General features: G+C 64.9%; 5 protein-coding genes. 2 read left to right on the top strand and 3 right to left on the bottom strand.

The window, feature by feature from the left end; all coding sequences use genetic code 11:
• Positions 1-11: 11 nt before the first annotated feature.
• On the bottom strand, positions 12-1829 hold the full coding sequence (gene aceK / locus CFB40_RS16130; RefSeq protein WP_089426446.1) for a bifunctional isocitrate dehydrogenase kinase/phosphatase: 1818 nt from the start codon (positions 1827-1829) through the stop codon (positions 12-14).
• Positions 1830-2133: 304 nt separating this feature from the next.
• Here aceK and CFB40_RS16120 point away from each other — a divergent pair, with 304 nt between their 5' ends.
• Positions 2134-3213: an MBL fold metallo-hydrolase gene (locus tag CFB40_RS16120; RefSeq protein ID WP_089431774.1), complete on the top strand. Its 1080-nt coding sequence runs from the start codon at positions 2134-2136 to the stop codon at positions 3211-3213.
• 16 nt (positions 3214-3229) lie between these two features.
• Here the strand turns inward: CFB40_RS16120 and CFB40_RS16115 are convergent, their stop codons facing one another.
• Both CFB40_RS16115 and CFB40_RS16110 read right to left on the bottom strand, forming a co-directional pair.
• Positions 3230-4876: an ABC-F family ATP-binding cassette domain-containing protein gene (locus CFB40_RS16115; RefSeq protein ID WP_089431773.1), complete on the bottom strand. Its 1647-nt coding sequence runs from the start codon at positions 4874-4876 to the stop codon at positions 3230-3232.
• Between the two features lie 186 nt (positions 4877-5062).
• Entirely contained in the window at positions 5063-6175 is a 1113-nt protein-coding gene (locus tag CFB40_RS16110) for a tetratricopeptide repeat protein (protein WP_179255280.1), read from the bottom strand.
• 404 nt (positions 6176-6579) lie between these two features.
• On the opposite strand from CFB40_RS16110, the gene CFB40_RS16105 reads away from it, so the two are divergent.
• The gene (locus CFB40_RS16105; protein ID WP_089431771.1) at positions 6580-21216 is read left to right on the top strand and encodes a LysM peptidoglycan-binding domain-containing protein; all 14637 of its coding nucleotides are present in this window, start codon (positions 6580-6582) and stop codon (positions 21214-21216) included.
• Positions 21217-21221 lie beyond the last annotated feature (5 nt).

The raw sequence follows: 21221 nt of genomic DNA, 5'->3' as shown, positions 1-21221 counted from the left end.
TCTAGCGGGCGTCAGGCGGCGCGCTGCGCGTCGCCGGCGCCCTCGTTCTGGTCACTCGCGCCGAAGCGCGCGGGGTAGCGCACGCAAAAGCGCAGCGCGGTGTCGTACGGATAAAAGTCGGGCAATTCGCCCTGGATCAGCTTGTCCTTGCTGGCCTGCCACAGCGCGGGATCGAAAAAGTCCGCGTGATGCTTCATGAAGACGTCGCGCACGCGCGGGTCGCCGAGCAGGAACGGCCCGTAGGTCTCCGGAAAGATGTCGTGCGGGCCGACGGTATACCACGGTTCGCCGGACAGCTCGTCTTCCTCGTTGCGCGGCGCCGGCACGCGGCGCACGTTGCAGTCGGTCAGGTACTCGATCTCGTCGTAGTCGTAGAACACCACGCGGCCGTGGCGCGTGACGCCGAAGTTCTTGTACAGCATGTCGCCGGGGAAGATGTTCGCCTTCATCAGCTCCTTCACCGCGTTGCCGTACTCCTTCACGCCGTGCTCGACGTCGGCATCGGAGCCGTTCTGCAGGTACAGGTTGAGCGGCGTCATCCGGCGCTCGATGTACAGGTGCTCGATCACGAGATTGCCGTCCTCGTATTCGAGCAGCGACGGCACTTCCTTCTCCAGCTCGCGCACGAGCGCGTGGTCGAGCCGCGCGAGCGGCAGCGCGACGCTCGAGTACTCGAGCGTGTCGGCCATTCGCCCGAGGCGGTCGTGGCGCTTCACGAGCTGGTACTTCTCCATGATCTGCGCGCGCGTCGTTTCCTTCGGCGGCGGGAACTGATCCTTGATGATCTTGAACACGTACGGGAACGACGGCAGTGTGAACACGAGCATCACGAGGCCCTTGATCCCGGGCGCGATGATGAAGCGGTCGCTCGAATGCGACAGATGGTGCAGCAGGTCGCGATAGAACAGGTTCTTGCCCTGCTTCTGCAGGCCGACCGACGTGTAGATCTCCGCCTTCGGCTTGCCGGGCATGATCGTGCACAGGAAGTCGACGTACGCGGACGGCACGCCCATGTCGACGAGGAAATACGAGTGCGAGAAGCCGAAGATGATCATCAGCTGGTCGCGGCGCAGCAGCACGGTGTCGAGCGCGAGCACGCCCGGGCGCACGTGGCGGATCGGCACCGCGAACGGCAGCACGCGGTCGGCGTTGATGATGCGGCCGACGATGTACGCGCTCTTGTTGCGGAAGAACAGCGACGACAGCACGTGGATCTGGAAATTCGGCGCTTCGTCGAAGTGGCCGAATTCGTCGTGGATCGCCTGCATCACGCATGCGATGTCGCGCGGGAGATCGTCGAACGCCGGCTCGAGCTGGAAGTTCGTGACGATCCGCTCGAGCGTGGCCGCGAGCCCGTCGGTGCCCGGATAGTACGCGCGGTAGGTCGGCTTCGCGGCCGGCTCGTCGTTCTCCAGATACTCGGTCGAGATCGCCGGGCGCACGAAGATGAAATCGTTGCTGAAGTACGAGCGGTGCAGGATCTTGCAGCACACCGAATTGAAGAAGGTCTCCGCGCACTCGGGCTGGCGGTGCGACGTGAGCAGGCCGATGTAGTGCAGCTTGATCTGCTGCCACACTTCGTCGTCGATGTTCTCCGCGTCGTATTCGTCTTCCAGCACCTCGACGCATTCCTTCACGCGATCGTCGTACGACGTGATCCGCTCGCGCGCGAGCCGCTGCAGCCCATGCCAGTCGCCGCGCTCGAACAGCGTCTTCGCCTCGACGGCCGCCTCGCGGAAGATCCGGTAATGGCGGTCGAAGTTTTCGAGCATCGTCTGCGCGACGTCGAAACCGATCTGCGAGGACAGCAGTTTGGGGAAGTGATTCATCGCGTGCAGGCTCGTTCGGGAGGGGCTGTAAGCACTCGCCATTTTAGCGCCCAAGCGGGCGGTTCAAGGGCTTTGCGGCAAGGCGCGGCTGGCCGGCAAGCGGCGGGTTGCCCGCCGTTGGGTGCCGTTCGGTGCATCTTCGCGTAAAGATACGGGTACGGAACCGATTCTGGCACGAACTTTTTTTGACGGGCAGCAAGCCGCCGGGCACGCGTTCCTCGGGACGGCGATAGAATCGGCGGAACGCCCGCCGCGGCCTGCCGCCGGCGCGCAATCGCACCGATAACGACGAGACGCCCCACCGATGAACGCACTGGAACACCAACTCGACTATCCCTTCGCCGATACGCTGCCCGCCGCGGGCGACACGTTCGAGGTCGCGCCCGGCGTGCGCTGGCTGCGCATGCCGCTGCCGTTCTCGCTCGATCACATCAACCTCTGGCTGCTGCGCGACGAAATCGACGGGCAGGCCGGCTGGACGATCGTCGATTGCGGGATCGCGTCGGATGCGATCCGCACGCACTGGGAGCAGATCTTCGACACGCATCTCGACGGCCTGCCCGTGCTGCGCGTGCTCGTCACGCATTGCCACCCCGATCACTTCGGCCTCGCGAACTGGCTGTGCGAAGGCGGCGACAAGGGCCGCTGGAACGTGCGGCTGTGGATGACGCTCGGCGAGTACATGTTCGGCTGCCTGATGGCGGCCGGCAACGGCTCGAACGCGGGCGGCGCGGCCGCCGCCGATCACTTCGCGCGCCACGGGCTGACCGATCCGGCCGCGCTCGACAAGCTGCGCAACCGCCGCAACTACTACTCGGATCTCGTGCCGGCCGTGCCGCCGCGCTACCGGCGCTTGCGCGAAGGCGACGCGGTGACGATCGGCGCGCGCACTTGGCGCGTCGTGACCGGCTTCGGCCATTCGCCTGAACATTGCGCGCTGCACAGCGAAGCGGACGGCGTGCTGATCTCCGGCGACATGGTGCTGCCGCGCATCTCGACGAACGTGTCCGTGTTCGACCTCGAACCGGAAGCGAACCCGCTCGCCTTGTACCTGCAGTCGCTCGGCCGCTACGAGACGATGGCGCCCGATACGCTGGTGCTGCCGTCGCACGGCAAGCCGTTCCGCGGCGTGCGCACGCGCATCACGCAACTGCGCGAACACCACGACGCGCGCCTGGCCGAAGTGCGCGTCGCCTGCGCGGAACAGCCGATGAGCGCGGCCGACATCGTGCCGATCATGTTCCGCCGCCGCGAACTCGACATCCACCAGATGACGTTCGCGCTCGGCGAGGCGCTCGCGCACCTGAACCTGCTGTGGCTCGCGGGTGAGCTCGTGCGCGAGCAGGGCGACGACGGTGTGCTGCGGTTCCGCACCGCCGGCTGACACCGTTTCGTTCTCCTCAAGCGACGGGTTCGTAGCGCCACCCGTCGCGATGCCATTGCATCGTGTGCGTCGGGTCGAGCGCCGCGAGAAACGCGGGGTCGTGCGACGCGACCACGATCGCGCCGGGGAAGCCCGCCAGTGCGGCTTCGATCGCCCGCACCGATTCTAGGTCGAGGTGATTGGTCGGCTCGTCGAGCAGCAGCAGTTGCGCGGGCGTGCCGCGCCACAACGCGCACGCGAGCGCGGCCTTCAGCCGTTCGCCGCCGCTCAGCTGCCGCGCCGGCTGCGTTGCGCGTACCGCGTCGAGCTGCAACAGCGCGAGCCGGCTGCGCAGGTCGCCTTCGGCGAGCGGCGTATCGAGCAGCCCCAGTTGCTCGACGATCGAGCGATCGGGATCGAGCAGCGCGAGTCGCTGGTCGAGATACGCGGCGCTCACGTGTGTCGTGCACGCGCCTGAGCGCGGCGAAAGCTCGCCCGCGAGCATGCGCAGCAACGTCGATTTGCCGCAGCCGTTCGGGCCCGTCAATGCAATGCGCACCGGGCCGCTGGCCGACCACGTGATCGCGTCGGCATCGCCGGCGATGCGCCACGGCAGTTGCGCGCGGTCGAGCGTGAACAGCTGACGGCGTGCGCTGACCTCGGTGCCCGGCAGCGACACGAGCACGGGCGCATCGGCTTCGACGCGCGCGGCCGCTTCCTGTACGCGTTCGTCGAGCGTCGCCTTGAATTCGTTCTGGTGGCGCCGCACCGTGCCCATGATGCTGCGCGCCGCACCCTTGCGACTCTGTTTTGCCCCCGACGACAGGTTGGCCGTCTTCGCGTCGCGCAGCGACGCGGCCGCGTGACGCTGGATCGTGTCGTGTTCCTGTTCGAGCCTGCGCCTGACGCGTCCGCGTTCGGCACGCGCGTTGTCGAGCGCGGACTGCGCGGCATCCTGTTCCGCGTCACGCTGCGCACGATAGAGCGCGTAGTTGCCGCCGTACGAGCGCACGCCTTGTGTCGTCAGCTCGACGATGCGCTGCACGTCGGCGAGCAGCGCACGGTCGTGGCTCACGATGACGAGGCCACCGTGCCAGCCGTCGAGCGCCGCGCGCAGCCACGCACGGCCCGACGCGTCGAGATGGTTGGTCGGTTCGTCGAGCACGAGCAAGCCCGCGCCGGAGAGCAGCGCGCCGATCAGCGCGACGCGCGCGAGCTGCCCGCCGCTCAGTGCCTGCGCGGGCGTGTCGGGTTGCACGTCGTCCAGGCCGGCTGCGTCGAGCGCGGTGCGCAGCCGCTCCGCGAGATCCCAGCGATCGCCGATCAGGTCGAAGTCGTGCGGTTCCGCGCGGCCGTCGGCGAGACGCGCGAGCGCGCCGAGCGGTGCATCGAGCGCGGCGATCTGCGCGACGGTTCGCGAGCCGGCCGATATGTCGCCGTAGTCGTGCTGCTGCGCGACGTAGACGACGTGCGTGTGCCGCTCGATCGTCCCCGCGCTTGGAGTGCAGTACCCCGCGATCAATTGCGCGAGCTGGCTCTTGCCGATGCCGTTGCGGCCGACGATGCCGGTCGGCGTGCGATCGATGGAAAGGTCGAGCGAATCGAACAGCGTGAAGCCGTCGTCGAAGCGGAAGGAAACGTGATGAAGCGCGACGAGCGCGCCGGTGGGCGTGGCTGCAGCCATAAGCACCTCCAAAAATGCGTGAAGACCTTCGCGCGCGGCGTGCGTGGCACGGCGGCGAAAACATTTTGGGAAGGCTTAGTTGTTCACTTTGGCTGGCGTCCGGTATGAGGAACAGGCGCGCAGTGTAGCAAGCGCGGCGCGCGGGCCGCAAGCGATGGTCGGACGCACCGTCGCTTGCGCGCCACGTCATGCGCCGCGTCCGGCGCGCATCGACAGCGCTTGCGCGAGGGTCCTGCCGTCAGGACCGAGCGGTCGGTCGAGCGCCGCCTGTCGAATCTCGCCGGCTTTCCGTTCATCCCCGGCCCGTGTCGCCAGCAGGCTTTCGGCCAGCGCGGCGGACAGGCACGAGGCGTCGAGCCGCCGCGCGATTTCCGCATGGTGTTTCGCTTCATCTATGCGGCCTTCGTGGACACAGACCACCGCCAGACCGCCATGTGCGTCGGCGAAGCCGCGATCCAGCGCCGCCGCGTGTTCGAAGCGGGGGCGCGCGGCATCCGGAGCGCCATCGAACAACTGGCCCCAAGCGGCGGCGGCCCAGGCACCTGGGTGGACTTTCAAGCTGTTTGCAGCCTGGTCGAGCAATTTGCAGGCGGTGGCGAAATGCCGTTCGGACAGTTCGACGAGACCCATGCCGAGCGTTGCGCGAGCGCTGTCGGGGTTGAGCGCGAGCGCGCGCCGGAACAGCTCGCGTGCCGTGTCGACCGATGGGCCGTCGAGCGCAAGGAGGCCGCGCACGGTGAGGCCGTCGACTGTGTCGGCGGCCGATTCGGCGCAACGGCGTGCTTCGTCGAGGTTCGCTGCGTCGAAGAGTGCGGTGGCGAGTGCGCCGTACAGGTCGGGGCTGGCGTCGGGGCGGTCGACGTGGAGCCGGCCGAGTGCGATCGCGTCGTCGAGTCGGCCCAGATGATGAAGCACGCGCAGCGTCAATGGAATCGCGCCGGGGACGCCAGCGACCGCGGCGTCGTCGAGCATGTCGAGCGCTTCGTCGAAGCGGCCGAGCATCGCGGTTGCGTAAGCGGCGTTGTAGCGGATCGCCCCGTCGCCGTGCGTCGCGAGCAGCGGCGCGAATGCGCGTAGCGCGGCGTCGAATCGACGCTGCGACAGCGCGGCCAGGCCTCGCAGGTGAGCGAGTGCAGGTGGCAGCGGTGCGTGGGCGGCGTGGCGATCGAGCAGCGCGTCGCACAAGGCGACGTCGTTCGCGTCGAACGCGGCATCGGCCGCATCGGCCAGCAAATTGAGATTGTCGGGGTCCGCATCCAGGAATGACATCAGCCGCTCGACGCGGACCGTCGCCATCATGTCGGAAGCGGGAGAGGAAGGTTGAGTCGGCATCGTATTGGATTCCTGATCGATCGACGGGTTGCGGGCGCGCGATCACGAAATGCGACGAGAGGCGCGACGAACGACGCACGCGTGCGGCGCCGGAACCCAGCATAACAGTGCATGCGCTCATTGACCAAATCGTCTCGGCTTTCGACCTTCATCTCGAAATTGATTGGTTGGCCGAAAAGATGGCGATTCGGACCGTGTCTGATTCGTGCGCGTCGTCGTTCGATCTTGTCTGATGGCAAGAGGGGCGGGCGGCAGGGCGTCGAGGGACCGGCGACTAAACCATCGACGAAATCCTTCGACAACCTGTTTGCAACGCGTGCCGTATTTCCAGTGGTGCGCGATTTACATCACGAACAAGATCGAGGGACGCCATGGTAGCGATCGTCACGGGCAACGGGTTGGGCTTGCAATCGTCATCGGCATTGGGGCTGGGGGCGCGCGGCCAACTGGGTACCGCGTCGTTCGGTCAGGCTCGCGAGCAGGTCTACGTGAACGCGGCGAACGGCAACCTGATGGTTCAGGATCTCGACCTGATGCTGATCGGCCGAGGTGTGAATGGCGCGATACACCGCGCATACAACAGCCAGGGGCGCGTGGCCGCGGATGGCTGGCGTCCGGGCGGGGCACGCACGGTGGGTGAGTTGACCGGCAAGCTCAACGAGGTTGGCAGTACGGTGACGCGAACCGATTGGGATGGCTCGACGATCATCTACGGTTACGACGCGCAGCGGCGGCTCTATGTCGCGACGAGCGGCGTGGGTGCGCGGGCGACGCTGGCGTACGACGCTGGCCTGCGGCAGTGGGATTGGCAGGATGGCGGCAAGCGCGTGGCCGAGCGCTACGATGCCGTGCGCGGCGGGCGCCTGCTCTCGAGCACCGACAGCGATGGCAACCGTGTCGATTACGCCTATGACAGCGCAGGCTTGCTGAGTCGAGTGAGTACCGCGAGCGGCGAGTCGACCTATCTCGATTATGTGGGCGGCCGGCTCGCGCGCTTGCGCACCGTTTATACGGACAGCAACGGCAGCCAGCGCACATCGACCGCGGTGCGTTACGGATACGATACGGCGGGCCGCCTGTCGACGGTGACCGTCGATCTCTCGCCCGACGACAATAGCATTGCCGACGGCCGGGTATTCACGACGACCTATAGCTACGATGGCAACAGCGACCGAGTGGCGGCGATCGCGCAATCGGATGGCGCCGAGCTGGCATTCACTTACGCGCTGCTGGGCGGCGAATACCGGGTGACGAGCATCGCACGGCGTGCCGACGGCGGCGTCGCGCGCGTCACGCGTCTTGCCTACGATCTCGACGCGCGCCGGACGACGATCACCGATCCGCTCGGGGCGGCGACCGTGCTGGCGTATGACGACCGGGGCCGGCTCGTCGAGAGCGTGCCGCCTGCGGGCGGCGCGCAACGGTTTCATTACGATGCGGCCGGCAATGTCGTGAAGGTGGAGGAGGCGGGCGGCGGCGTCGAATATCGCTACGATGCGAACGGCAACCGTGTCTGGCAGCGCGATGCGGCAGGCGGCGTCGTCGAGTGGCGCTATGGCGCGCACAACGAATTGCTCGAGGAGATCACCCGCGTCGGTGAGGCGGGCGGAGAACGCGCCAGTACGACCTACGTGTACGACGCGCGGCGCCATCTCCGGTTCGTCGTCGATGCACAGCAGCGCGTGACCGAATACCGTTACAACGCACTCGGCCAGCAGATTTCGGTTTTGACGTATGCGGGCGCGGGCTATGAGGGAACCGCGTTCGGCGAGACCGAGCTGAACCGCTGGGTCGCCGGCCTGGCTGACAAGAGCGCCGGTAGCCGCACCGACACGGCGTACGATTTTCGCGGCAACGTCGCGAGCGTCACGCGCTACGGCCGTCTGCTGAAGGATGGTTCGGGCGATGCACGCGCGGGGGCCGGTGAAGTGACGCAGACCCGCTACGTCTACGATCCGTTCGGACGTTTGCTGCAACGACATATCGGTGCGCCGGGAAAACAGCAGATCGAGCAGTTCGCTTATGACGGGCTCGGGCGAATGCTGTCGGCGCGCCGTTTCGACGGCACGTTGACGCTCTATCGTTATGACGATGCGCGTCACCAGACCATCGTCACGTTTGCCAACGGCCTCACGCGGACGTCGACGTTCAACGCAGCAGGTGAATTGGTGGCGCTCGCCGAGTCCGCGGCGGACGTGCTGTTGTCTCAGGTCGGCTATACCTACGACGCTGCTGGCAGGCTGCGTATGGAAACCGATGCGGTCGGCCAGCGCTCGCATTATCTGCACGATGCGGCCGGCCGCAAGATCGCGCAGATCGACGCGGCTGGCGGTTTGACCGAATACGTGTACACGCCGGCAGGGCAGATCGCGCGCACGATCCGCTATGCGACGCCGCTGGCGGCCGCACAGCTGGCAGCGCTAGCGGATGCCGACGGATCGGCCGGCTCTGCCGTGCTCGAGCGTGTGCGTCCCGCGTCGCATGGAGCCGATCAGATCCAATGGCGTACGTATGACGGCGCGGGCCGGCTTGTGCGCAGCATGAACGGCGATGGAGCGCTGACCGAGTACCGGTACGACGATGCGGGCCGGTTGCTGCAGACCCTCCAGTATGCGACGCGCGTCGACGCGAGCGATGGTGATCCGATGGCCGGCGCTGCGCCAGCCGAGTCGGCCGCCGACCGCAGCACGCGCTATTTCTATGACGCTGGCGGCCTGTTGCGCGGGCAGCTCGACGCGGATGGCTATCTGACCGAATACCAGTACGACATGGCGGGCCGGCGTATCGCGACGATTCGCTATGCGACCGCCGTTGCGGATGCGAAGCGCGCGTCGGCGTCCGTGCTCGATTTCCGTCCCGCGGAAAGCGCCAACGACGTTCGCGAGCAGGCGAGCTACGATGCGCGCGGCCTGCTGCGCACGGAAATCGACGGCGAAGGGCACTCGACCGTGTACGAGTACGACGAGTTCGGCAACGTGGCGCAGCGTATTCGCAGCGAACGAGTGGACCCGGACGCATTGCGCACGCCGCAGACCGTACGACTGACGTTCGAGGCGAGGCTGGAGCGTCCCAAGCTGACTGGCGCGGTGCTCACGATCCGTGTCGACGGCAGGGACGTCGGCAAGGTGGACGTGATGTCCACGACCGCTCGGCGCTACGCGATCGACGTCGCGGGCGTCATCCCGGCCAACGATCACCGGGTCGAATTCGTCTTCGGCTCGTTCATGGACGATGCGGTGGTCCAGAACGCGATGTTCGGCCACCGACCGTTCGCGCAGCCCGGCACGACGCCGAACGGGCGGCCGTCGGGACCGCTCGAGAAGACCCAAAACTATGTGCTCGACGCCGCCGAGACGGTGAAATACTGGCAGGCTGCCTCGACGAAGCAGGAGCGGACCACGTACCGCTACGATGCGATGGGCCGCCTCCTCGAACGAACCACCGGCACGATGCTGGGAACATCCGCGACACGCTACACGTACGACAGCGAAGGGCGCGTGACGAGCGAGACGACCGGCAGCCGGACACGGCACTACCGCTACGACATACAGGGGCGGCTGGTCGCGCAGTTGTCGGGAGAGGGCGCGGCGGCACTCGCCGCGCTGGGCGCCAGGCCGACCGAAGCGCAGGTCGACGCAGTGTGGCAAGCATGGGGAGACCGCTTCGCATATGATGCGGCGGGACGCCGGACCTCGTCGACGGACGCGGAAGGCCGCCGTACCCTCTATTTCTACGATGCGGCTGGACGTACGACCCATCGGATCAATGCACTCGGCGAGATTGCCGAGCAGCGCTACGATGCGCTCGGCAATCTGACGCAGGCGATCGCCTATGCGCGGCGTATGGAGCGCGACGCGCTCGATCGGTTGAGCGGTGGTGTCTTGACCGACGCCGTGCGGCAGGCGGTTTTCGTGCTCGGCGACGACCGGGAGGCGCGCATGACCTTTGCATATGACCGGGCGGGGCGCTTGGTGCGGAGCGTCGACGCACAGGCGTTCGTTACCTGGCGGACCTATAACGCGTTCGGCAACGAGATCGCCACGCGTCAGACGCTGTCAGCGGGCCAGCGTTCGATACGCGCGGTCGACTACGACCGGCTTGGGCGAGCCGTACGAACAACCGTCGATCCGGGCGGCCTGAATCTCGTCACGCACGCCGTGTACGACGCCTTCGGGCGCGAGCTCGAAGCGGTCGACGCGAACGGCGTCGTTCGGCGACGCGAATACGATCGCAATGGCAACACGGTCGTGCTGACCGACGGCCTCGGTCGGCAGAGTCGGATGACCTACGATGCGTTCGGCAACGTGCTGACGCGTACCGACCGTGCCGGCGCGACGACCCGTTACGGTTATGCACCCGACAAGCGTCAACTCACGGTCTCGATGCCGGACGGGATCGAGACCGTGACGACCTACGACGAATTCGGCCAGACCATCGCGGTGACCGACGGGCGCGGCGTCACGACGAAATTCGCGTACGACAGGGACGGCCGTCTGATCGATACGACTTCGCCGACCGGCGTCACCCGGCAGCGTTACGATCGAGTCGGCCAGTTGATCGGGACAATGGATGGGCGCGGCGTGCGCACGACCTATCGGTACGATGCGGCGGGACGTGTGATGACACGAACGCTGGATCCGGACGGCCTGAATCTCGTGACGCGCTACGTGTACGACGCGAAGGGGAGTCTGGTTCGGACGACGGAGCCGTCGGGCACCGTGGTGGCGACCGAATACGATCTGAACGGGCGCCGGGTCGCCGTCGTGACCGATGCCGGCGAGGGCCGACTCAACCTGCGCACCACGTTCGAATACGATGGTGCCGGCAAGGTGCTGACGGTGACGGAGGGTGCGGGTACGGCAGGCGCGCGCTTGACGCGTCACGAATACGACGTGGCGGGCCGCCTGGTCGGCACGGTCGTCGATCCGGACGGGCTCGCGCTGGCGACCACGTATCGCTACGACGGCAATGGCAACGTGATCCGGGTGGTCGATGCGGCGGGCGGGGTCACGCGATACGGTTACGACGCGGAGAATCGGCGGATCTGCGAGGTCGGTCCGACGGGGGCGGTCGTGCTGAGCCGTGTCGATGCGGAAGGACGCGTGGTGGCGCGTACCCAATACGCGACGACGAATGCCGGATTGCTCGACGACGCAGGCGGCGTGCTGACGGTCAGCAATCTCGAATCGCGCATCGCGGCTTTACCCGGCCGGGACCGAACGACGCGTCATGTCTACGACCTCAACGGGCGGGTGCGCTACACGTTCGACGCGCTCGGCGCGTTGACCGAGTTTCGCTATGACGGTAACGGCAATGCCGTGTCGATCGCCCGGCATGGAAAGGTGCTAGATGCGACGCAGCCAGCGACCGAAGCCGCGATCAGCGACCAGTTGCGGGTTCTCGGTGTCAATGATTCGCGGAGCGAGAGTCGCGTGACGCGCACTGTCTATGACGCAGCAAACCGGGTCGCATTCGTCATCGATCCGCTGGGTTATGTGACGCAGAATTGCTATGACGTTAACGGCAATCTGCTCGAGCGTGTCAATGCGTTGCGCAGCGCATGGCAGGTCATGGCAGGCTTCACCGAGCCAACCGAAAGAGACATGCTCGATTGGGCGCGGACGGAAAGGGGGTTAATCCTGACGCGTGTTGCAAGTTGGCGCTACGACAATGCCGACCGGGTGACCGAAAGCATCGACGCGCAAGGCTACCTGACGCGCCACGAATACGACGGCGCCTTGCTTCGGAAGACCATTCGCTACGGTGAGGCGGTGGACGCGCAGCGCGGCATGCCGTTCGGCGCAGTCGAAAAACTTCTGCCCGCCAAACCGGTGGTCGCTGCGACAGCGGTGACGGAATATCGTCACGACGGTGCGGGCCGGATAACGGGCGTCATCGATGCAGCGGGCGTTGCGACGCATTACGTGTTGGATGCGTTCGGTCGCGCGGTGGAAACGATCGCCGCAGTCGGCACGGATCGCCAGGTGTCGACACGCACGACGTTCGACGCGGCGGGGCGCATGACCCGGGAAGTGCGCGCCTTCGGCTCGGCGGTCGCCGCAGCATTCGACTACCGATACGACGCGTTCGGCAACGTGATCGCTCGTGTCGATCCGCGCGGCGTCGAGCTCGCGGAATCCGACAGCGACTGGGCGCTTGCGCAGCGCAAGTCGCTCGGCTATGTGGATGAACAGAACCGCGCGCTGGCGGCCGCTGCGTTGACGGCTGCTCAGCGCAACGCGCTGATAGACCGATATGCGACTCGTTACCGCTACGACGCCGTCGGCCGGTTGATCGAGGCAACGGATCCGCTCGGTCATGCGGATCGAACGACCTATGACGCGTTCGGCGATGCAGTCGAGCGCGTGACGAAAGGTGTCGCTGCGAAGCTGTTTTACGACGGTCTCGGCCGCGTCGTCGCGCAGGTGAACCCGGATGGCGCGGTTGTCCGGACCGAATATAGCGCGTCGGGGCAGCCGGTTCGCGTCGCGCGCTTCGAGCGCGGGACGCTCGACTGGTCGGCGCTCGCCGCAAACGGCGATGTATCCGCGGTGTTGCCGGGGTTGCAAGGTGGTCGGCCGGCCGCGGTGACGATGCTCGAATACGACAAGCTCGACCGTCTGGTGAAATCGACCGACGCTGAAGGCGGCGTCGAGTCATACGGATACAACGGGTTCGGCGACCGCATCTTCTATCAGAACAAGATCGGTGCCGTCTTCCAGTATGGGTACGACAATCGCGGCCTGCTGATATCCGAGACGCTGCCTGTTACGTCGAAAGGCCGGACGGTACAGAACTTTCACCTGTACGACGCAGCCGGTCGTCGCACCGCGACGATCGAGGCGGCGGAGTTGGCCGAGCAGCGCATCACGCGTTTCGAATACGACGCACTCGGCCGCCTGATCCGCCAGACGGGCGGCAAGTTGACCATTCGCACGGCGTCGGGCGAAACGCACGCGACGGAGCCGTTCGAAACCCGCGCGTACGATGCGCGCGGCAATCTGATCCGGCAAACCGATGCGAACGGCAAGACGACCACCTGGTACTACGACGCGGCAAATCGCAAGACAGCCGAAGTGAGTGCGACCGGCACGCTGACGCAATGGATTTACGACACGGCGGGCAATCCGATTGCGGTGCGGGTGTTCAGTGATCCGGTCGCGCCGACGAACGGCGCGGAACCGCCGGATCCGGTCGATGCGGGCCGCGTTCGGGAGACCCGCTACCGCTACGACGAGAACAATCGGTTGATCGAATCGCGCGTGCTCGGCGTGGCGACCGGGTATTTCGATCCGTCGGCCGGCGAAACGCAGCGCGGCGAGTATTTCATCACGGCCGGCAGTGACCTCGTCACGCGCTATCGCTACGACGGCGCCGGACGCTTGATCGAGCGAACCGATCCGGCCGGTAACCGTACGCTCAGCTTCTACGATCGCATGGGCAACAAGCTGCTCGAAGTCGATGGCGCGGGCTACGGAATTCGCTGGGAGCGGGACGCCGAAGGGCGGGTACTGACGGAAACGCGGTTCGCGTCGCGTTATCCCGATCCGATTGCACCGAACCCGGCGCTGGCCGAAACGCTCGCGGCGAACTGGCCGACGAGCGCCGACGACCGCGTCACGCACTACACATGGGACGGCAACGGACGGCTGACCAGCGAAACGCGGGGAGGCGTCCGCCATGCGGCAGTGGACGGGAACGGGCGACTCGACGAGCGGCTGGCCGACGCGACTTCGCGCTACGTCTACGATGGCGAGGGTCACCTGCTGCGCAAGACGGATGCGAACGGGAGCCAGTTCGACTTCACGTACGACGCACTCGGTCGGCAGACCAGCCAGACCTTGCCGCAGTTCGTCGATTATTTGAATCGTCAGGTGCGTGCGCGGATTTCGTTCGAATACGATGGTTTGAATCAGGTCGTCAAGGAGACGAAGCATGGCGACGCGGATCAGGTGACGACCTATGCATACGGCGCCGGCGGCCGGCTCGCGTCGAAGACGAATGCGCTCGGGGTGGTGACGCGGTTCGGCTATGACGCGGTGGGCAACACGGTGCTGGTCAGCTATCTGCGCTCGGATGCGGACGGGCGGCAGCAACTCGATGAAACCGAGATCGCTTACGACGCCGCGCAGCGCGAGACATCGCGGATCACGCGTTCGCGCCATCCGCAAGGCGGTGCGGTGCTGACGAGCGGCGCGTTGCGGGAGCAGTACTACAACGCATTCGGCGAGGTCGTCGCGCGTCGGACCGGCGGCGGTGGCGCGAACGGCGAATGGCAGGAGTATGCGGATTACAACAACGCCGGATGGATCGTGCGCTCGAATTTCGGCGACGGCGTGTCGCGGCTGTTCCTTCACGATCGTAACGGCAATGCGACGCTGAAGATCGAGTCGATGCAGACTGATTTGCGCGAGCTCACGATCGAAACGGGGGAAGATCTCGAGAAGCTGCTGCAGAAGCTCGACATGATGCAGACCTTTACGCGCTACGACGCGCGTAACCAGGTCGTCCAGATTCGCCAGCCGAAGACGTCGGGGAGCGTGCCGCGCATCAGTTTCAGTCCGGTCGACATTCCGATCGACGGCGGGGTGTTTGCGAATACGCAGCTGAGCATTAGTGGATGGATCGAGAAGCAGAGTCGGCCGGTGGCGGGGCCGGTGCAGCCCAGTGAGTCCGGGTTGATTGTCGGGGGCGGCACGGCTGGCCTGGGCCCTGTATCGCTCGCGTTGAATTGGACACCGCAGGGTAGGTCGCCGCTGAATATGCGCTACTCCGTCGACTCGATTGATCTGAGACTTCAGGATCTTTCCGGCGAATTCAATCTGGAAGCGCGCGTGTCGTGGGAAGTCACGGACGGCAACGGCGAATTTCCGCAGACGGGCACCCTGACGTCGACGATTCCGTCAAAAGGCGGGTTGACGCAGATTCCTCTGGGGCTCAACTTCAATCGTAGACTCAGCGCCACGAGTCAGTTCAGATACAAGCTGGAAATCTATGCCACGCCTAAAAGCGGCGGCAGCGCGGAGTTGGTCGGGTCAACGGACCAGCAAGTCAAGCTCACATGGCCGAATGAGGGCCAGGAGTTGGCGTCGACCAGGACGGGAGAGTCGCTCGTCTTTCTCGGTGTTCCGACGAGCCGGTTGATGCTCCCACCGCGGGCGATCGTCGGGCTGAACTGGGCTGCCATTTCGCTGGGCGGGCTGGCGACCGCATTCACTGTCAAATCGATCGACTTGGCATTGCCCGATCTCGCGGGGACGTATGGCGCTTACGACCTCGAGGCGCGCGTCTCATGGCAGGTAGGCAATTCGGACTATAAGCCTGAAACGGGAATTTTCGCGGCAGCGTTGCCGTCTGAGGGCGGTTTTGCATCGATCGAGGTTAACCGAGCGTTCGGTCGTTTCAACAATGACGCGTTCTTCAAATACACATTGGAGCTCTACGCAAAACCGAAGAGCGGAAGTGGAGCACCCGAGTTGATCGGGTCGACTACGCAAACGGTGAAAATGTGGGCCGTTGCTAACGATCACATGGTCCTGACGGAGAGGAAAGACGGCGAAGCATTTTTCGAACTGAACACCCCGACCAATCAATTGACGGTTGCGCAGCACTCGCTGCCGCAGGGGGCTCGAGGCGCGCTCTACTATCGGCCGGTGGGTTCGAACTCGACATTCCGGCAGTTGCCGAAGGCCCCGGGCAGTCAACCCAACTCGTTCAGCGTCGATTCGGGCAGCCTGCCCGCCGGCGATTACGAGATGATCTTCCTGGCTGTTTCGGACGGTAGTGACGGACGTGAGGCGGGCACGTTGCTGCGCCGCGATGGTTATCGCGTTCACATCGAACCCGGTGGGAGCGCTTCCGTGACGTCCGAACCGATTCCCGTCGATCGGGAAAGCAGCCGTCCGGGCTTCCTGGCGGATGCATCGGGCAGCTACATCTGGGCTGCGCCACAGACCTTGAACCTGTATTCGGCGCGCGATTCCGCGCTGCATCTGGTCGATCATGTCGTCGTGAAGGTTCGACAGCAGGGCGCCGGTGCGTGGAGCGAAGCGCGCACGGTTGTGCGCGATCCTGTTACCGGCGCGTTTGCGATCGATCTGTCCGGATACGGCCCTGGCAACTGGGACGTGGAAATCGATCTGTACGACGCGGCCGGCCAGAAGCTGGATGCCGTGCTAGGCTCGGTCGGCTTGCCGGACGGTGGTGGCGCGCCGTCGCTTTCCACCAACTACCTTGCCGATCTGAAGTCGACGATCGTATTCCATTCGCAACCCGCCGATACCGATTACCTCATGGTGTCGTGGCAGCAGGACGGCGTGACGCGCTACTCGCGCATCACGCGCCTCGGCAATGGCGATTTCGCATGGGATGTGATGGCGGGAGGCCTGATACCGCGGCCCGGCTCATATACCTACGCGATCAAATATACCGCCTACGACTCGGCCGGCGTGCCGCTGGCGATGGGGGCCGGCGACATCACCGTCGGCTCGCCCGGCAATTCCCGGGTCACGTTGACGGGCAGCCAGCGCCCGAGCCTTTTCGAGTTCAGGCCGACTGGAACGGATGGCTTGCCGCTGACGAACGTCGATACGATCACGTTGTACTACCGTCAATCCACGGCGAAGGACCACGCCTACGATCGTCCGTTTACCGAAGTGACGTTGACGCGGGATGCCAAGGGGCGTTTCCTGTTCGACGCGTCGGCGTTGCCGACGCACACGGAATTCGAGTATCGATACCTGGCCAAGGATGCCGGCGGCAATGTCCTGGTCGAGCGTCAGAGCTACCTGCTGACCGGTACGCGAAACAATCCGATTACGAACGTCGACATTGTCGGTGTGATCGAGCAGACCGCGAAGGACATGACGATCGATCGGATGCAGGAGCACAACGCGTTCCAGGAGGTATCTGCCGAACGGGATGGTCGAGGCAACTGGACCTATCTGTCCTACAACACGATGGGGGCCTTGACGCTCAAGCGTGAGCCGACCGTCAAGGTGACGTTGGCGAACGGCGCGCAGGTCGAGCTTGCGCCGGAGACGAAGTTCTACTACGACCTGCTCGGTAATCTCGTCGGCACGCGGGATGCAAACGGCAACCTGTCGACCCGGCAATGGAACTACGGGCAGCAGCAGCCCTCGATCGCGAAATCATGGGACGCGATGGGGTACAGCAAGGCGTTCCAGTACGACGGAATGGGCAATTTGCGTACGTCGACAGACGAGTTGAATCGCAAAACCGAGTATGCGTATGACGCGGAGAATCGTCTCATTGAAATAGCGAGACCGGTACTGACGAATGGTCGCCGCAGCATCGAGCGCTTCGAGTACGACGCGTCGGGCAACCGCATCGCCCGCGTCGATGCGCTGGGCGGCCGAGAACGGACCTATTACGACAGCGAGGGCCGCATTGTTCGGACCGTCAGCGCGGCAGGGCGAGACGTGCGCTACGACTATCGCTGGGCCAGCACCGTGCGGTCCGTCGGATCGTCGGTGACGGGCGGTTGGGTGAAGACCACCACCGACGCGAACGGCCGGACGATGGTGGACGAGAAGGATCTGTTCGGTCGGTTGACGACGCACACGGATCTCGGCGGTCGCGTATTTCTGTATACGTACAACTGGGCCGGCCTGCTGACGAAGCAAACCGGATCGAGCGGACAAGACGTGGATTACACGTACTACTCGCATGGGATGGTGCGCTCGATCGTCGACAACGCAACGAAGACGCAGTCGCTCTACGAGTACGACGGCGACGGCAATCGGGCCGCGGAGTATTTCACGAACTTTGGGGATTCCTACATCTTTGCGCAATCGGTCGTCGAATACGATGCGCTGAATCGCGTCGTGTCGATCAAGGACAACGCGTATCAGGTCACGTACGAATACGATGCGGTCGGCAATCGCCGGCGGATGCTCGCGACCTATACCGACATGGTCGGATATCACGAGAAGAATCAGGACTACTGGTACGAATACGACGCGCTGAACCGTTTTACGGTGACGATGGGCAGCTTGTCCGGCGAGCGCCCGGTCGACCCGAGCGACACCAGCGTGTCGATCGTGCCGGGCGGTGCGGGTGGCGAGGGCATACGGCTGGGCTACAACGCGGCGGGGGAGCGGGTGCTGGCGGTTTATGCGAAGGACGGCCGCACCGAGCGGTACACGTACGATGCCAACGGCTACCTGGAGACGCAGTCGATCAACGGCGTGGTGGCGCAGGAGCGTACCAATGACCTACTTGGGCGGGCGATCCGCGTGGTGGAGCGACGCCCGGACAACGGCCAGGTGGTGTCGGATGTCACGCGCTCATGGGATGGGGACAGCATTCTGTCGTCAGAGCGAGACCGAGTGGCGGGCAACACGACAACCTATACGCGGATGGCGGACGGTACGGTCGCGAGAGTCGACGTGAAGCCGGACGACGCGAAGGGAACCCATAGCGCATTCGTGTACGAATACGAGTGGTGGGACGGCGCGAAGCAATCGAAGATCACGGCGCAAGGGACGAATCCGAATGCACCGGGATGGAGGCCGGCGTCGTCATGGTTCAACTACGACGTCAATGGCAACCTGAAATCGACGTACGACGACGGGGGGAACCAGCCGGGCAACGGACGCGCGTTTACGTACTGGACGGACCTGAGAGGGCAGGTGCAGCGGCGAGACGAACTGGTCAATGTGCGAGTGGATGGCAACGGGAGGATCGTCGGGGCGGCGGGGGATCGCAAGCACAACTACTACTACCTGAACGGCACGCGAGTCGGGAACCAGGGCAACGACGGGATTGATCAGGTTGACTACGTGAAGGAGCTGGCGGGCAAGCTGCAGAAAGGAGACGATAGCCAGTACAAGGTGTTCACGCCGATGGGGACGGCGGATTTCGACGAAAGCTTCATGACGATCAACGGCGTGTACCCGGGCACGAGTCCAGGCGTCTGGACGGTGCGGGATGGCGATTCGTTGAAGTCGATCGCGTCGGCGCTATGGGGGGACGAGACGCTGTGGTACGTGCTGGCGGACGCGAACGGATTGAAGAGCACGGACGAGCTGAAGGCGGGCCGGTTGCTGACGGTGCCGAACAAGGTGACGAACGTGCACAACACGGCGAGCACGTTCAAGCCGTACGATCCGGGCAAGGCCATCGGGAACACGCAGCCGACGCTGCCGGATCCGCCGCCGCCGCCGAGTCGTGGAGGCGGGTGCGGCGGGTTCCTGCCGGTGATTGCGATCGTGGTGGCGGTGGTGGCGACGGTGTTCACGGCGGGGGCGCTGACCGCGCCGGCCGGGGCATCGTTCAGCGCGATGATGTCGGCGGGCGGCACGGCGTTGACTGGTGGGGCGGGTCTGGCGGGGGCCGGTGCGGCAGCAGTCGGCGGAGCGATGGGGGCGGCATCGGCGCAAGGGGTGATGATCACGGGCGGAGCGCAGAACGGTTTCGACTGGAAGGGCGTGGCGCTGGGGGCGGTTGGAGCGGGCGTGACTGCGGGGGCGGGCGGCGCGCTGGGCGCGGTGAATTCGGTGTCGTCGGCGATCGCGCAAGGTGCGGTGCGGTCGGTGGCGACGCAGGGCATTGGCGTGGCGACGGGGTTGCAGCATAGCTTTGACTGGAAGGGCGTGGCGGCGAGTGCGATCGCGTCGGGAGCGGGGTATCAGGCGGGTGCGTTGGCGAATCAGGCTGGGACGAGTTTGGGTTTCCAGATGGGTTCGGATGGCGGGCGGTTCGCGAGCGGCTTGGTTGCGGGTATGGCGGCTGGGTCGGCGAGTATGGTGGTGCGAGGTGGGAGTCTTGGGCGGAACATCGGCGTAATCACTGCTGACGCCATCGCGAACACGGTCGGCAACATGGTCGCCGACCGGATGCAAGCCGGTTCTGTTGGGAAAACTGGCGCGAGTGGCTTGTATGGTGCCGGTGGCGACGTCAACGGTATGACGGCCGACGCGGTACGGGCGTATGCTGGCAATCTGGGGCAGCAGTTTGCGACTCAAGCGAACTGGAATCTGCAACTGGATGCAGGCCTTCGGGAGCAAGCGTTCGTTGGCGGATTGCAAGATCAGTTTGGTCAACTGGCCAATGACGCGCTGGCCGCCCCGCGTGCTGAGGACGCCGCTCTCAAGCAGCGACTTGGATCGGAGTTTGCAGGATCGGCGAACTGGGCGCTGGCGCAGCAGCGAGCCGAGCATGCGGCTGCCGCCTCGCGTCAAGCGGCAGCGGCTCGTAGTGGTTTGGCCGGATTTGATTTGGGTCGCGGTTCGAACGACTGGTCGGATGACTCGACCGGATTTGATCTGGGGCGCGGAGGCTGGGGTGGCGAATCGCCGCTGAGCCGAGCTGGCCAGTGGCTTGATCGTCCGATTCAACCGCTGGAAAATCTCGCCGATACCGTTCGACGAGGCAACGCGATGATGGCCGAAGGGCTGGACGCTGTTGGGCTCAGTGGCTTGGCGGGTGCGCAGCGTGCGTTGGGCGATGTGATTTCTGGGGCGGTGCCGACAAGGCCGTGGGAAATTGTGCTGAGCGCCGCACCGCTGGTTGTTAAGTCACCGGGGGCGTTGCGATCAACTGGCGAGATGTTTGGGCCAAATCTCGTCGACATGGCGGAGCGTTATGTACCTAATCTTCGACTTGGCATTGTTCCAGATGGCCCGGTCGCCCCAAGAATTTTTAGGAATTTGTTTCCGGAAGACATTCCACAAACTGCAAAGATTATCCCGAATGAGCAGCTCGCAACGATAAGTCAGCGTAGGCTGGCGTACATCGTTACCCAAGATGGGTCACTTGTCGTCGGGCGGAATAATATCAATCAAGGGCACATTGACTTGGCGGCAGGTCAGCCAGTGTTGGCAGCCGGTGAATTTGGTGTCTACGGTGGCCAACTGAAATTCATTGACAACTTCTCGGGCCACTATCGCCCGAGCGGAATTGAAGCTCAGCGTGCGGCCGAGCAAGCGTTCCGAAATCTTGGCTTCAACGTCGATGGGCTGTACATCGAACGTACCTTCAAGTGATACAG

It is taken from the genome of Burkholderia sp. AU31652, from assembly GCF_002223155.1.
Classification (GTDB): Bacteria; Pseudomonadota; Gammaproteobacteria; order Burkholderiales; family Burkholderiaceae; genus Burkholderia.
Note: the sequence above shows the minus strand (reverse complement) of the source record. Positions and strands in the feature narration are given on the sequence as shown.

Bases quoted from the DNA above. Each gene is read 5' to 3' on its own strand.
- aceK (WP_089426446.1), bottom strand. From the start codon at position 1,829: ATGAATCACTTCCCCAAACTGCTGTCCTCGCAGATCGGTTTCGACGTC.
- CFB40_RS16120 (WP_089431774.1), top strand. From the start codon at position 2,134: ATGAACGCACTGGAACACCAACTCGACTATCCCTTCGCCGATACGCTG.
- CFB40_RS16115 (WP_089431773.1), bottom strand. From the start codon at position 4,876: ATGGCTGCAGCCACGCCCACCGGCGCGCTCGTCGCGCTTCATCACGTT.
- CFB40_RS16110 (WP_179255280.1), bottom strand. From the start codon at position 6,175: ATGATGGCGACGGTCCGCGTCGAGCGGCTGATGTCATTCCTGGATGCG.
- CFB40_RS16105 (WP_089431771.1), top strand. From the start codon at position 6,580: ATGGTAGCGATCGTCACGGGCAACGGGTTGGGCTTGCAATCGTCATCG.